Genomic DNA, 14193 nt, shown 5'->3' with positions numbered 1-14193 from the left:
GAGACTCGACATATGGCATCCTGCCGTCAACTCAAAAAAGGCATGGCTGGCGCCTGCGAAACCGGTGTTGCCGGTATCAAGCCACTAGCCGTAATCATTCGCAAGGCCGATCTGGCTGGTGTTCAGCGTGACTCGACCTTGAAAAAGGCCGTTACGTTCACGCTGGCCGCGGGCAAGAAGGGTTTCTTGTTCGAAGGCATGGGCGACAGCAACGCCGCCCGTGCGGAACTGGTGCCTGGTCGCTACGGCCCCAGCTACAAGCATGAATTCGACACCGTGGCCTTCGACCCGGGCCCAGCCGGTGCCGAAACGATGGAAGATTTAGCCGCTGATACGGAAGGTGTTGTGACGGTTACGCCGGACAACAACGGCTACTACAAAGTACTGGGCCTCAACAACGGCCTGCGCCCTTCCGCCATGAAAAAGGATTCAGCAGATGCTGACCTCGGGGGCGCTATTTCTACCACGCTTTCTTCTGATAAAGAGAAGGGCCTGGAAGACTACTTCATGGTGCTGACAGATGGCGTCTACGATGCCGCCGCTACCAAAACTGCCTTCGAGGCGCTGTACACAGCATGAGCCAGATGAAGGGGGAGTGGGTGGATAGGGCTCGTCAGATCAAACTGGCGGGCCTGAGCCGCACCGAATCTTCCGAACTGGCCGCCGTACACGCCGCCCTATACCCAGCAGCGGAACCCGTGCGGGTGAGCTGCTATAAGTGCGTGGCAGAAGCCTTCCAGGCTATTCTGCGCTACCTGCGCACCACTTCAACGGATTCCTCCACTTCATTTCCTACTGTTATGTCCACTGCCACGCCCAGCGCAGAGCGCAAGTACTCGTTTACCGACAAGAGCAAAACCTACCGCCCGCACAACTCGCCAGTGGTCTTCTCCAATGAGAACCTGACGGATGCCCGCGTGGCCATGATCCTGAAGGCTGACCCCGCCGCCGCCGTGCACTTCGGTATTTCCGAAGACGAGGGCCAGGCATTCGTAGCGGAGCAAGCTGCGGCAGTAGAAGCGCTGAAGGTTGCCACTGAGTCAACGGGTACTGGCACCACCACTACCACGGTAACGACGACGGTGAACCCGCTGGCCAATGAGCAGAGCGACGAATACAAAGCCGAGTATGCCAAGCTAGATGGCCTCAAGCGGGAAGAGCTGGATGCGCTCTACACCGATGAGGTGAAGGAAGGCGACGCTAAGAGCTTCCCCAACAAAGGCGAGCTCATCAAAGCCTTGCTAGCCTTCCGCGCCAAGTAAGCCCCAGCTTCTTCTAAAGCCCGAAAAGGCCCGCACCGCACTTCGGGGCGGGCCTTTTTGCTACCCTCTGCCTACTTCTCTTCACTGTGTCCACTGCTTCTGAAACTCTTGCTCCCCTTGCCCAGGCTCAGCGGCAGGTGATTAAAGCCCAGGCACCCCTGCGGCCCGACATCATCACGCTCACAACCCCGACTGATTACCCCAAGTGGGGTGATGACAACCAGTATCCGCAGCGCCTACTAGCTGCCTATGCGGGCAGCGGCACGGCCACGGTATGTGCCGAGCGCAAGTCGCAGTTTATTGAGGGCAACGGCTTTACGGATCAGACCTTTTACCGGGCCGTGATTGACCGGGCCGGGGGCACTGTCGATGCGCTGCTGCAGCCCGTAGCCAACAATACGGGCTATCTGGAAGGCTGGGCGGTGCGCGTGAACATCAACGCCAACGGCTACCCCTGCGAGGTGCTGCACCAGCCGAAAGAGCAGGTGCGGCCATATTATCCGGATGCCGATGGCGTGACCCGCTGGGCGGGTCTGGTGCGCAATCCGGCGGCCGTGGCCCGGCGGGGTGCTACCTATGCCAGCCGTTCTGGGCTACAGAAGGTGCCCGTGTACAACCCGCGGGAAAAACCAGAAGCTCGCCTAGAGCGGGCCATCAACTGGCAGAATGAGAAGGGCGAAGTGGTGGGCCTGAAAGGCTACCCCGGCGAAATCTATTACTGGTTTCAGAAGCGCACGGGCGCTTACCTGCACCCCAGGCCGCTGATTGATGCCGTGCTCGATGACGTGTACTCGGAGCCCAACTTGAAGCGCAGCCGCGCCCGGGACCTGGATTCGGGTTACTCCGCTCAAGTCATGATTACCGAATATGGGAATGCTAATCCATCTGCGGAGATTTTAGAAGCTAATGGAGTCAAGTACGGGGTGTTTGTAGGCCCTGATGGTGGCCGTATTCTGGTGCAGTACGCTGCTTCCAAAGACTTAAAGCCCGATGTAGACACGCTTCAGGCCCCAGACGCCAGCAAGCGCTACGTGACGGATGAGGATGCCATTAAGCAGAATATCCGCGAAGCCATGCAGATGCCGGGGGTACTGCTAGGCCGTGAAATCTCGGGCAAGCTGGGTAGTCTACAGGAGCTGCAAGATGCGGTGCTCTACGTGCAAACGCTGGTGGTCAACTCGGCCCAGCGCGCCATTGAACGCGGCTTCGAAGCCGTGTTCCGCGACTTCCAGCGGGCTGATGGCTCTTTCCCCTTTCGCGACCTGAAGGATTTCTCGATTCAAAACCTGACGCTGGAGCAAGCGGCCAAGCTGGCCGGGGGCACCGCTGAACCTGCCCCGAACAATGGAACACCTGCTGTTTAGCCGCGATGATTTCGCTCCTTACCAGGAGCTACCCGAACTAGATGAAGGCCGCTTGGAGCCGCACATGCATGAAGCCCAGCGGCGCCTGAAAAAGGCCCTGGGTGAGCAGTTGTATGCCGAGCTGGTGCGCCTGCACAAGGCAGAAGAGTTAGGCAATGATTGGCTAGAACTGCATAGTCATGCGCTACCCGTGCTTGTGTATGGGGCGCTGGCTCAGTTCTGGCCTTTCTCGCAAACTTCGCTTACCCGCGCGGGCCTGCGGCAGAAAAATAGCGACTACTCCACATCTGTCGATGCGCGCACGCTGGCCAGCCAGGTAAGCATCTTCGATGGCCGCGCGCTGAGCTACGAGGTAGAGCTCCGCAGCTGGCTCATTGCCCACGCTTCCAGCTTTGCCGGCTTCTATCCGGACCGCGCCCACTGCGGCGACTCGCAGCCCGCCCTGCGCACGGCCTCGGTCGTGGTGCAGGCCATTGGCCGACCCGCCTACCGCCGCTAATTCTCGACCTGCCCAACACCTAGTGCCCCACTGTGCCCGCTTACCAACGCCTGCACTATGACCTATTCGATCTGCCTGCCTCGCTATGCCCCTCGGTACCCACTGCTCTGGCCTCCGCCCAGCTGGCAACAGGTGGTAGCCGGCTTCCCTCTTCTCCCAACCCCGTTTCTAGCTGCCTGTATCGCCGTGCTTCCTACTTATACCCTCTCTGTTGTGCTGCTGGATGCTGCGTTGGCCGTGCCGAACGTGGTAGTGGGGGGATTCATCACCGTGAGCCTAGCCTTCGTGCTGTGGTTCATCAACCGCAACCAGGCCACGACGGACGCCACCAACAAGGACACCAAGGAAGCGGTGCTGGCCCTGACCAAACTGGTGACGGAAATGCGGATGGAGCGCAAGGAAGACCGGGTTGTCGTCGACTACCTGAAAGAGCGGCAGGACAAGCTGGAAGAAGAAAATGAAGTCCTACGCAAAAGCGTGCATGCCTTTGATGTCTTCATCGAAGTGCAGAAGGCCAGTGGAAAATTCAAACCTAATCACTAATACACTATGCAACCCTCTCTTTTTAAGCGCCTCATCAGCTCGCTACGTAGCAACTGGCTCACCTTCGCTATCTTCTTCGCCATCGGCCTAGGCGTACTCTATGGCCAACAGGTACTGCTGCAGGTAACGGCAGCACTCAATGGCGTCGACCTGCACCAAGTAGCGCAGAAAGCCCCCGACAACATGACCAGTGCCGAGGTGGACACGGTGAAGCAGGCCAGCGGCTGGGTACCCGCCGGCACAGGCAGCAAATTTCTGTTCGCTGCTGGCTACTTCTTTCTGTTTATTGGCCTGGTGTGGCTGGCTCAGAGCATCACAGCAAAGCCTGCTAAGCGTTGGGCAAAGAAATATTATGCCCGCGAGTTCGGCTATCTAAGCGAGTACGAACGGTTCAAGGAATATCAGCAAGGCCGCTGGCAGCTCATTGCTTTGGCCTGCGCTTCCATCATTGCTGCTGCTCTCATTGTCTAAGGGTATGCGCATGATACTGGCAGATCATCACCGTTTTATATGGCGTGTGCTAGGCTTCTGGCTGTTCTACTCCTTGGTGGCGGTGTGGGCTGCTCAGGCCCAGCCCAGCCGAGTGGTGCAAGCGCAGAATGCAACCTGTACCACCAAGTGGCTCACTGCCAACCTATGGATACGTGAGGCCACCGGCCGCAACGATGGCCCAGCCGTTACCCGAATTATTCTGGAAAACGGCGGGGTGCGCGGCAATGAGTGGTGCGGCTTCACCCAGGCCGAAGCCCAGAAGCGTTGCGGGCTGCCTAGGCCTAAAGGTGCCGGCGGTTCCTACAACTGGTTCCTCGACTCGAAGCGCAACGTGCTTAAGGGCAAAGTAGGCAGCTTTGATAGCGTGCAGGTAGGCCACAAAATAGGCATTTACTCTGCCAGCCGGGGGCGCATTGCGCACATCACGGCCTGCGTGGAACTGGCCCGAGCCGTGCGCAAGGGCCGGCCTGCGCGCGGGGCTTGGTGCATTGGGGGTAATGAAGGGCGGGGCACCAATGCCGGTATGCATCGCACGTTTTACGCTGCTACTGACATCTACGCGGCGGCTAACTGGAATTACTAAGATGGATACACCTAAACTCAACGGCTACGGCCGCTTACTGCTACTCATTGTGGTGGGCATTCTTCTTCTCGGCTTTGGCCTTGGAATAGCTATTGGCCTAAGCAGCTGCGCCAGTGGTCGAAATGTAGCAACCGACACTGTGTCAGATGCAAGCTCGGAGGATACCACCAAGTACGTACGCGACCAGCCGTATAAGGCCGCTAACTACCAGAATCAGGTGGCCAAGTCTCTAAGCCCCCAACTGCCCAAGACCGCCGCCGGTAAAGTGCTAGCCAAGGTATTCGGCGGCTCGGGTAAGCAGAAGGTAAAGAACAGTACCATTATCTACCAGGTAGGCGAAGGCAACATGGCCGCCGTGCCTAGTAAGACCGAAGCCCCAGTGCAGCTGGGTGAGCAGAACAAGGCCACCGACAACCGGGAAGCCGGCGCTGATGGTGGAGCCGCGGGTATCGGCAAGGGCAACACGCCGACGGTCAGCACGAAAGAAGCGGGCCCGCCCTGGTACGTGTATGCTGGGCTGGTGCTGGCCAGCGCTACCGGTGGCTGGATACTACGCAATCGTGCCAGCAAGTGGGCCTGGGTACCGGCCCGCTGGAAGCTGGCCTAACAACATCACTGGCCCCGTTTTCATGGTGGCGACGTAGGCCAGGATACCTCTGCGGGAACGCACGCCCGCGCCCGAGGGTATATTCGGAGGGAAGCCGGGACTGCAGCCCGGCTTCTTCGTGTTAATATGTTGGTAAATTGTGGATAAATATACTGATTATCAATAGATTAACCCAATGATTATGCGTATATTTATACATGAGCAACGCCGTTCAAGTAGCCAAGATTGTAGAAGCCGCATTAGCTGGTGACACGCAAAAAGTGGTAGGCTATGCCGCCCTTATAGCCACGCATTTCGACCAAGAAGGGGACGCTAGGGCTGCACGAATTGTAAGGCGTTCTTATGGGGTGGAACCCACTGGCAATCCTGTTTGCTTAGACGCGCCGCCTGTTGTTGTTGATGCTTCAGGCGCAACTAGCAATCAAAGAAAAGGAGGTGTAATGCGTGAGGCATCGGCCTCTCTTTGGGATAACCCCAACCCGTGGCTGGCTACCTGTGGCGTGTGCCTTATGGTGGAGGACTTAGGTAAAGGCGTATTGATTCTGCCTGACCAATTAACTAATAAGGGCTGGGCAAACACAGGGCGCTTTGGGTATGTATGCCCTGGCTGCCAGAAGATTATGAAGCAACCAATTCTTACTACTAACACATAAGTATGGAGCAAATACTTCTGCACTTGTTGGGCGACTACGTGTTGCAAAACGATTGGATGGCACAGAACAAGACAAAAGCCCATTGGCCCGCCTTTGTTCACGCTCTGCTGTACGCGCTGCCTTTTACCCTAATTGCACCTTCGCCGCTGGCTTGGGCTGTCATATTTGGCACACACTTCCTGATTGACCGCTATCGGTTGGCGTTGTATTGGATACGAATATATAATCGGATTGAGGTAGTGGGGCCTTTTGGATATGCCGAAAGTAAGCCGCCCTACATGGCGTTCTGGCTTATGGTAATCATTGATAATACCCTGCATTTAACAATCAACTACGCAGCTATGCGCTGGCTGTAGCCCCCTTTTAGAATCAGACAAAGTAAGCTATGGACGACCACGACGATTACCTAGAAGGCTTAGTTGATGGCTTCCTGCTGTTCTTCAACCCCACCACGAAACTAGGCTGGCTTACCTATACAGTGATAGCCATTGCAGCTATCTGGTATTTTTGGTAACCTTACTCTCCCTTACCATAACGACAACAGAAAGCCCTGGCTACCCCAAGTAGCCAGGGCTTTTTCGTTACGCGCTTACTGCTTCCTTCACTAGGTACTCCTTAATTCCTTTTTTAAGCGATACTTTGGCATTCCACTCAGGAATGGTAGACCACACCTTATCGTAGTTCAGGAGTAAGACTGGCATGCTCTCGTCTCTGGTTTCCAGCGTACCGAGGGCGGGCGTGGCATCCTGCTCGAACAGGCCGAACAGCAGCTGCGCTACGTCAGCCATCTTAAACCGCTCTCCATTGCTGGCATTGTAGATACCAGCGGGGTAGCTGCCCGTTACAATAATATCCACCAAGCTAGCTACGTCGGTGGCGTGAATGTACTCGCGCACCTGCTGGCCTGCCGAGAGTTTCGGGGTGGTGCCTTCCTGTAGGCTGCGGATGATGTAAGGGATGAAGCGGTTCGGGTTTTCCCGCACCCCGTAGATCGTTGGTAGAATCAGGTGGTAGGCCAGCACCCCAACACTAGGCAGGGCGATGTACTGCGAGAGCATTCGTTTGGACTCGCAATACAGATTCGGCACGGGCCGCTCACTGCGTACTATTTCTTCCTCCGTGAAGCCGCGCATTTCCTCGTTGGTGCCAATCTCCCAAAAGGAACCGAAGCTAATCCACTTGCCCTGCCACTTGTGCTCTTCCAAGTAGGCCAGCAGACGAATCGGCAGCACGGCGTTTACTTCCTGGGTGATACTTTTCTCCTCGGGTGTTTTAGCCTGCACTCCCGCCGCGGCGCAGTAGATCACCACGTCTTGACCTAGTAAGGTAGCCGGGTCTAAGGGTTGCTCAGGTACGGAGAACGGCACGAACGCATGGCCGACCCCTGGGGTGGTGCGGCTAAACAAAGTGAGGGTATGGCCCTGGCCAAGGGTATCGATGAGATAGGAGGCTAGAAAGCTGGAAGCGCCGATGATAGCAATTTTCATAGAAGAAGTGTAGAATGGGCAGGCAATATACGCTATACCTGTTACCCCTAGACCGCTAGCCAGTCGTGCACCCGTTCCTGATCTCCCTAACTGAAGCCAATAAAAAGCCCGGGGCTTTTACATGCCATTCCACGCCGAGCGTAGCTCATCCTCAAAGTATACATCCCAGTACTCGTTATCCAGCCTGTACACGGGCCGACGGATACGGTCAGCACACAGGAGGGAGCCGCGCCACGTCACTTGCCACGCGTGCTTTGGGTCACTCGTCACCCGCACGACACTGCGCACCTCATACTGATAGCGAACAAAGGGAGGCATACTAGCTCAGTGCTACTCCCTCATCCGCTAGTGCTTGCCCGTTCGGGTCGCGTGGCGTCCAAGGTGCCGAAGCCGGCTGCCAGTAGCGCAGTAAATCAGCTAGACTGCTGTAGGGGTGGCCCTGCCTTCCCTCTTCACTGAGCCAGTACATTTCATTCTGGATAGAAACAGTCGTGCTGTATACCTCCCCTTGGTGAAAGTCCCCAGTTGTGGGCCCGATGTAGCGTAGATTTTCAGTCATGCTTTTCTATAATCGGCAGTAAAACTGGCAGTAGAAAACAAAAATCCCGCTCTACGGTAGCGTAAAGCGGGATTCAGTGGAGCTGCAGGGATTCGAACCCTGGTCCAGACAAGGAAGCCGTCGAGCTTTCTACGTGTGTATCTATGCTTGAATTTTCGAGACATCCCAGGCGCACATCAGGCCCTTGGTTTGTCCTTATCTGCTTGAGTTTCGCCTTGGAGTCGCAGCGCCCCCAAGACTATCCTACTACTTACGACGCCCCGAACTCACCCGTGAGAAGGAGGACGGATGCGGGACGATGGCATTTACCTAATACCTAGATTAGGCAGCCATGGCGTAGCTATACTCGCCGGTTGTTGTTTGGACGACTTTTTAACGGGAGATTCATCCAACTCCCGACACGCTTACTCGCGACCTGCACAAGCTGTCAATTCCGGTCAGCCCCAATTGGTAAAGAACGATTTCCGCCACAAATAGCGGGGTGCGAATGTACGCACATCAGGGAGAAAACGTTGCTTTTGCCCTAAAATGTTCCCGCTAGGCCAGTCTGTTTAGCGATAAGGCAGTAGACGGGAGTGACCTACAATCAGCGTATAACCTCAAGAGAAAGTACGTACTACTGAACTGGTCAAAGCATCTCTACCGCTGACTACTGACTGGCCTAGCGAAGCGGTAGAGATGCTTCGCCCTAACTAAACGTCGGCTACTTCATGGCGGCGCTTTTTGGCTGGAAACCGGGTTGTCCAGTTTGCCATAAGCTAAAGGCTAGCAGGTCGGCCATGGTCTCGAACTGCTTTTGCTTGGAGTCGCCGATGCCGTGGCCGGCTTCGTAGTCGGTGAAGAACAGGACAGGCTTGCCCGATGTGGTACTGGCCTGCAAGCGGGCGGCAAACTTGGCGGGCTGCCAGGCAATTACGCGCGGGTCGTTCATGCCGGCCGTTACCAGCGTAGCCGGGTACTTGGTGCCGGACACTAAGTGGTAGTAGGCATCCATTTCCAGCAGAGCCTTGCACTCATCGTCCTTCTGCACGGTGCCAAACTCGGGCGTATTCGCGGGGCCATTGGGGGAGTTTTCCATTCGAACGGCGTTCAGGCAGCCTACTTCCGGAATGGCGGCGGCAAACAAATCGGGACGCTCCGTCATGGCCCGGCCAATGAGGATGCCGCCGGCGCTGCCCCCGTTGATGGCAATCTTGCCTAGGCCAGTATACTGTTTCTGCACTAAGTAGTCGGCGCAGGCAATGAGGTCTTTCCAGGTATTAGGCTTGGTAGTTTTCTGCCCGGCTTTGTGCCAGGCCTCCCCTAGCTCACCGCCGCCACGCACGTGCGGCACGGCTAGCACACCGCCCTGCAGAGCCCAAAGCAAATAAGGTGGGTAGAAAAATGGCCCCGTAGACTTGGAATAGGCACCGTAACCTACCATCAGGGCCGGAGCAGAGCCATTGCGCGGCGTGCCCTTCTTATACACCAATGATAGCGGTACCATCACCCCATCATGCGAGGGTACCATTAGCTCCTCAACGGTGAAGTCGGCAAACTCAGGATACTCTACCTCCGTCGACAGGGGCTCAGAGGTGAACTGCCGGGTAGCCGGCGTGTAGCGGTAACGCTTCCGGTCGGTAGTCCAGCCCACCATATTCACCCACAAGTCCGACGACTGCGCGTTTTTGCCCTGCAGGGTGAGCGTACCCACGGTTTGGGGTAGCTTAATTTCCTGCACCGTTTTACTGCCCTTAGCCACAAAATACAGCTTGGCTTCAACGCCGTTGCGAGTGCGCACAAAATAGAGCCCGTCCTTAGTTGCTTTCAGTTCGCTGTCGTTGATGGCTTCGTTGGGGCTTTCGGGCACTAGCAGCTCCGCCGTGGCTACATCGGGCTTGGCGGCGGGCATGCGCATAATTTTCTCGCGCGGGGTATTCTTGGAGGTGGTGAAATAGATGTACTGCTGGTCTGAGACAAAATTGGTCACCTCCTGCTCGGGTTTGAAGAGCGGCTGCCACGGAATGGTGGGCTTGGTAAGAGTAGCGGCGGGGGCGTAGTAGCCGTACAGGTAGCGGTCAACGGTATACAAAACTCCGTAGGCCAGTTTCGTGTCGCGGTCCACGCCAGCGTAGGCGTACTCAGCCGGTTTGATGTTCAACTTCGGGTAAAGCTTAGCCGAGAAGATGGCCTGGTCCTGGCTTTGGGGCGTGCCCACGCGGTGCAGGTAGGCTTGCGTGTTGAGGCGGGCCGCCGGGTCTTTAACATCGGCGCTGTTGAGGGGCGTGTAGGTAAAGCTGGCGTTGTCTGGCAGCCACTCGCCACTGCCCCAGGGTCGCTCAATTACTTCTGGATACAGCTGCTGAGTTTTCACATCCAGAATGCGCACCACCCCTATTTCGCTGCCCTTTTCACTTAGCGCAAACGCCACCTTGCTGCCATCATGGGCGGCTGAAAACTCATTGATGGTATACACCTTGCCCGCCTCAAAATTTTCCGGATCGAAGAGCAGCTTTTCGGTGCCCCGGTATCCTTCGCGGTAGTAGAGCTTGGGCTGCTGGTCTTGGGGCCGGGTTTTAAGGTAGAAGTATCGGTCGTTGTCGGCAATGAACACCTGCCGGCCTACTACCGAAGCCTTGCGCTGGTCGAAGTCCTGCATCTTCTCAATGAGGCCTTGCCGGCCCGGTAAAGCATCCAGTATCTGGCGGGCGTAGGCGGCCTGGGCTTTCATCCAGGTTTGCACGGCGGGGTCGGTGAGGTTTTCCAGGTTACGATACGGGTCCGTCACCTTTACCCCAAAGTATGTGTCGGTGGCGGGTACCGATGGCGCGGCGGGCTGGCCTAGCGCGGCCGTGGCGGCCAGCAGAAGCGCCGGCACAAAACGTAGAGAGGGAAGCATAGCAGTTAAGTAGAAGTGAAGGGAAAGCGGCAGAGGTGGGCACCAGCGGCGGCAACGAGGTAAGGGTATTCTCTTGCGTGCCAGCTACTTCTTTCAAAACTACACGCTGCTATCATTCAGAAAATGAGTAATATTACCTATGCCCTATTCTTTATAAACCGTCACTGTTAGCCTTTCCTGCGCTGCCATGTTTCGTCTTCGCACCGCCGATTTTCTGCGTCTGAACCGGGCTATTGCCCTCGTCTATGCCGAGCCAGAGTCCGCTAGCTTGTTCGACCGACTTTCGGAGGCGGCGGCCTTGGCCATTGGGGGCGAAACGGCGTGCTTTGACGGGCATGACCCCAGCGGACGCGTAGGCCACCTAGGTGCTTTTCCGGAAGCCATGTTCTCCGCACTAGCTTTTCCGATGCTGGCCGCGCATTTGCCAGAGCATCCGTTGTTTCCGGCCATCATTGGGCAACACTACAACCAGCCCCTGCGCACCTCCGATGCGGGGCCGCTCCAACGCTTTCAGGGCACAGCACTGCATTATGAGTTCTACCGGCCACTGGCCATTACTCACCAGCTGATAGTCGGCTTGCCGGTGGTGCACTACGGCTGGATTACTTGCGCCGTTAACCGCTCCCACCACGACTTTACCCCAGCCGACCAGACGCTGTTGCAATTGCTGGTGCCTCACTTCCAGGCCGCCGTGCGCCTGCACCACACGTTGCAAGAGCTGCGCCACCCTCAACCCGCCGCAGCCCCGGCCGCTACCCAGAGGCTTACCCCACGCGAAACCGTGATTCTAGGCCACCTCATGCACGGGCTGGCGGATAAGGAAATTAGCCGCGCCTGTGGTATCAGCCCCCGCACCGTGCAGAACCATCTGCAGAAAATTTATGCAAAGCTGGAGGTAGACAACCGTACCGCGGCACTATGCCGGGTATTGGGGGTGGCGGGGCAATAAGGCACCGGCCTGGCTTCCAAACCCCGGCTTTTAGGGGTATCTTTGTAGCCAGGACTTATGGAGAATTTCGTTGTTTCGGCCCGGAAATACCGTCCCGCTACGTTTCGCAGCGTAGTTGGGCAGCAGCACGTTACCACCACGTTGCAGAACGCTATTGCTAGCCAGCATCTGGCGCAAGCGTTCTTGTTTTGTGGTCCGCGCGGAGTGGGCAAAACCACCTGCGCGCGTATTCTAGCTAAGACCATTAACTGCGAGTTTGTAGAGGAGCACGTGCGCAAAGGCCGGCCGGTTTCAGAGCTGTTGCAAGCTCAGCCTGAAATTGTGCCCGAGGTGCTGCAGCAGGCTGCCGACCCCGACAACACGCCCTTCGAGCTGGAAGCCTGCGGCAAGTGCAGCTCCTGCCGAGCCTTCCAGGAAAATGCCTCCTTCAACGTGCACGAGCTGGATGCAGCTTCTAACAACTCCGTGGAAGACATCCGGAGCTTGGTGGAACAGGTGCGCTACGCCCCGCAGCAGGGCCGCTTCAAGGTGTACATCATCGACGAGGTGCATATGCTCTCGAATGCGGCCTTCAACGCCTTCCTAAAAACCCTGGAAGAGCCGCCAAGCTACGCCATTTTTATTCTGGCTACCACCGAGCGGCATAAGATCATCCCGACCATTCTTTCGCGCTGCCAGATCTTCGACTTCAACCGGATTCGGGTGGAGGACATCCGGGGGCACCTGCGCTATGTGGCCACTCAGGAGCACATCAAGGCCGAGGACGACGCCCTACACCTGCTGGCCCAGAAGGCAGATGGTGGCCTACGCGACGCGCTGAGCATGTTCGACCAGATGGTGACCTTCTCAGGCCACGATCTGCGCTATAAAGACGTGGTGCAAAACCTGCACATTCTGGATTATGAGTATTACTTCCGGCTGGTTGATGCCCTGCTGACGGAGAACCTGTCGCAGACGCTGCTACTGCTGGAGGAAGTGGTGCAAAACGGCTTTGATCTGCACAACTTTGTGGTGGGCGCCGCCGAGCACCTGCGGGGCCTACTGGTGTGCAAAGACCCCGTGACAGTACAGCTGCTGGAGGTATCCGACAACATTCGGGCGCGCTACGTGCAGCAGGCCCAGGCTGCGCCGCTAGCCTTCCTGCTGTCGGCCCTAAACTTGGTAAGCCAATGTGACCGGGAGTTCAAGCAGGCCAAAAACCAACGCCTGCACGTGGAGCTGATGCTGATGAAGCTGGCCTACCTAAACGGCGCCGTGCAGTTTGCCCGCGACATGGGTGCCGGCCCCGCCTCAGCCAGCAACGGCGAGGCTAAAAAAAAAAGTAGCGTAGCCCCAGCGGCCGCCACTTCAACGCCTACAGATAGCCAGCTGATAGCCGATGGCACTGCTGAAGCTCCCGCTGCTTACGCCCGCCCCAGCGCACCCGCGCCAGCTCCGCCTACCAGCAATCAGCAACCAGCAACTAACAATCAACTAGCTCACGCCCCCGCCGACCCCGAGCCTATTGTGCCCGTGGAAAGTGGCGTGGAGGAGTTGCACAGCACCCCCAGCATAGAGAACGAGGAAGCCACCGTGGTACCTCCTACCCCAATGCCACGCGACACCGTGCCGCACGTGGAAATTGGTAAGCCCAGCGTAGCGGGCCACGAGCCCGGGCAAGTTCCGGTAACAGCCGCTCCTCTGCCGCCACCCCGCCCCGGCATGCCCACGGGTAAACCACTAGGCCTAGGCAGCAAAATTCCGGGCTTGGGCAGCCTCAACGCCCTGAAGGCACAATTGGAGCAGCAGGCCGCTGGTAAGGCCGCCGCGGTTGAGACGGAGCCGAGCGGCCCCACTACTGGCCTAGCGCCCGTGAACGATGCCGTATTACAGCGCGTGTGGGCCGAGTTGCTGGAAGAGCGTAAGCAAAGCAGCATGAGCGAGTACAGCGTGCTCAATCGCCCCGTGCAGGCCAACGAGCAGCATGTAATTCTGCTCCGCGTGGATAACCCCGTGCAGGAAGACCAGTTCAACGAGTTCAGGGCTGGTTTCTTGGGGGAACTGCGCCGCCGCACCGGTTACCCTCGCCTCAACGTGCAGGTAGAAGTAAACGAGCGTGTGGATACTGGCCGGAAGCTGTACACCTCCTCCGACAAGCTGGAGTACCTAATGGAGAAATACCCCATGCTCTCGGAAATGAAGCAGCGCCTAGGCCTCGACGCCGATTTCTAGGCCACTTAGCCGCGCTTACCTGCAACAGAATTTCCTTCTTCACGAGCCCACCTCTTGACCTAGTGGTGGGCTTGTTTATTAGAGCCACTACACCCCCTAATTACGC

Annotated in this window: 17 protein-coding genes and 1 other RNA gene; 13 read left to right on the top strand and 5 right to left on the bottom strand. The window is 57.3% G+C overall.

Annotated features, from left to right (window positions below; genetic code table 11):
* Window positions 1-12: 12 nt before the first annotated feature.
* The 11 genes from EU556_RS08075 to EU556_RS26630 all read left to right on the top strand — a co-directional run bounded on the left by EU556_RS08075 (window position 13) and on the right by EU556_RS26630 (window position 6517).
* Window positions 13-579, top strand: a complete 567-nt coding sequence (locus tag EU556_RS08075) for a hypothetical protein (protein WP_135433027.1) — start codon at window positions 13-15, stop codon at window positions 577-579.
* On the top strand, window positions 576-1262 hold the full coding sequence (locus EU556_RS08070; RefSeq protein ID WP_135433025.1) for a hypothetical protein: 687 nt from the start codon (window positions 576-578) through the stop codon (window positions 1260-1262). Before EU556_RS08075 ends, EU556_RS08070 begins: the two co-directional genes overlap by 4 nt.
* A gap of 86 nt (window positions 1263-1348) precedes the next feature.
* Window positions 1349-2626, top strand: a complete 1278-nt coding sequence (locus EU556_RS08065; RefSeq protein WP_135433023.1) for a hypothetical protein — start codon at window positions 1349-1351, stop codon at window positions 2624-2626.
* A complete protein-coding gene (locus EU556_RS08060) occupies window positions 2607-3125 on the top strand; it encodes a DUF6712 family protein (protein ID WP_135433021.1) in 519 nt (172 codons plus the stop codon). The genes EU556_RS08065 and EU556_RS08060 overlap by 20 nt, the downstream gene beginning before the upstream one ends.
* 186 nt (window positions 3126-3311) lie before the next feature.
* Window positions 3312-3668: a hypothetical protein gene (locus tag EU556_RS08055; RefSeq protein ID WP_135433019.1), complete on the top strand. Its 357-nt coding sequence runs from the start codon at window positions 3312-3314 to the stop codon at window positions 3666-3668.
* A gap of 6 nt (window positions 3669-3674) precedes the next feature.
* Window positions 3675-4139, top strand: a complete 465-nt coding sequence (locus EU556_RS08050) for a hypothetical protein (protein WP_135433017.1) — start codon at window positions 3675-3677, stop codon at window positions 4137-4139.
* A gap of 4 nt (window positions 4140-4143) precedes the next feature.
* Window positions 4144-4743: a hypothetical protein gene (locus tag EU556_RS08045; RefSeq protein ID WP_135433015.1), complete on the top strand. Its 600-nt coding sequence runs from the start codon at window positions 4144-4146 to the stop codon at window positions 4741-4743.
* 1 nt (window position 4744) lies between these two features.
* Window positions 4745-5350, top strand: coding sequence for a hypothetical protein (locus tag EU556_RS08040; protein ID WP_135433013.1), 606 nt, complete (start codon window positions 4745-4747; stop codon window positions 5348-5350).
* 197 nt (window positions 5351-5547) lie between these two features.
* Window positions 5548-6003 (top strand): hypothetical protein, encoded by a 456-nt coding sequence (locus EU556_RS08035; protein ID WP_135433011.1) that lies wholly within the window; start codon window positions 5548-5550, stop codon window positions 6001-6003.
* Window positions 6004-6005: 2 nt separating this feature from the next.
* On the top strand, window positions 6006-6359 hold the full coding sequence (locus EU556_RS08030; RefSeq protein ID WP_135433009.1) for a DUF3307 domain-containing protein: 354 nt from the start codon (window positions 6006-6008) through the stop codon (window positions 6357-6359).
* Window positions 6360-6388: 29 nt separating this feature from the next.
* Window positions 6389-6517 carry a hypothetical protein gene (locus EU556_RS26630; RefSeq protein ID WP_262709644.1) on the top strand — a complete coding sequence of 43 codons (129 nt, stop codon included), beginning with the start codon at window positions 6389-6391 and terminating at the stop codon, window positions 6515-6517.
* Window positions 6518-6584: 67 nt separating this feature from the next.
* Here EU556_RS26630 and EU556_RS08025 read toward each other — a convergent pair whose 3' ends face one another.
* The 5 genes from EU556_RS08025 to EU556_RS08005 form a co-directional block, all read right to left on the bottom strand.
* Complete coding sequence (locus EU556_RS08025; protein ID WP_135433007.1) at window positions 6585-7490, bottom strand: NAD-dependent epimerase/dehydratase family protein; 906 nt, start codon at window positions 7488-7490, stop codon at window positions 6585-6587.
* Between the two features lie 117 nt (window positions 7491-7607).
* Window positions 7608-7808 (bottom strand): hypothetical protein, encoded by a 201-nt coding sequence (locus EU556_RS08020; RefSeq protein WP_135433005.1) that lies wholly within the window; start codon window positions 7806-7808, stop codon window positions 7608-7610.
* A 1-nt stretch (window position 7809) separates the two neighbouring features.
* Window positions 7810-8049, bottom strand: coding sequence for a hypothetical protein (locus EU556_RS26290; protein WP_135433003.1), 240 nt, complete (start codon window positions 8047-8049; stop codon window positions 7810-7812).
* Window positions 8050-8123: 74 nt separating this feature from the next.
* Window positions 8124-8494, bottom strand: a transfer-messenger RNA (tmRNA) gene (ssrA, locus tag EU556_RS08010).
* 258 nt (window positions 8495-8752) lie between these two features.
* Entirely contained in the window at window positions 8753-10927 is a 2175-nt protein-coding gene (locus EU556_RS08005; protein WP_135433001.1) for a prolyl oligopeptidase family serine peptidase, read from the bottom strand.
* A gap of 187 nt (window positions 10928-11114) precedes the next feature.
* Here EU556_RS08005 and EU556_RS08000 point away from each other — a divergent pair, with 187 nt between their 5' ends.
* Complete coding sequence (locus tag EU556_RS08000; RefSeq protein ID WP_135432999.1) at window positions 11115-11876, top strand: helix-turn-helix transcriptional regulator; 762 nt, start codon at window positions 11115-11117, stop codon at window positions 11874-11876.
* A 57-nt stretch (window positions 11877-11933) separates the two neighbouring features.
* The gene (gene dnaX / locus EU556_RS07995) at window positions 11934-14087 is read left to right on the top strand and encodes a DNA polymerase III subunit gamma/tau (RefSeq protein ID WP_135432997.1); all 2154 of its coding nucleotides are present in this window, start codon (window positions 11934-11936) and stop codon (window positions 14085-14087) included.
* Window positions 14088-14193 lie beyond the last annotated feature (106 nt).

The organism is Hymenobacter fodinae (genome assembly GCF_004745825.1).
GTDB classification, from domain to species: domain Bacteria; phylum Bacteroidota; class Bacteroidia; order Cytophagales; family Hymenobacteraceae; genus Hymenobacter; species Hymenobacter fodinae.
This window is presented reverse-complemented; position numbering and strand designations above follow the sequence as displayed.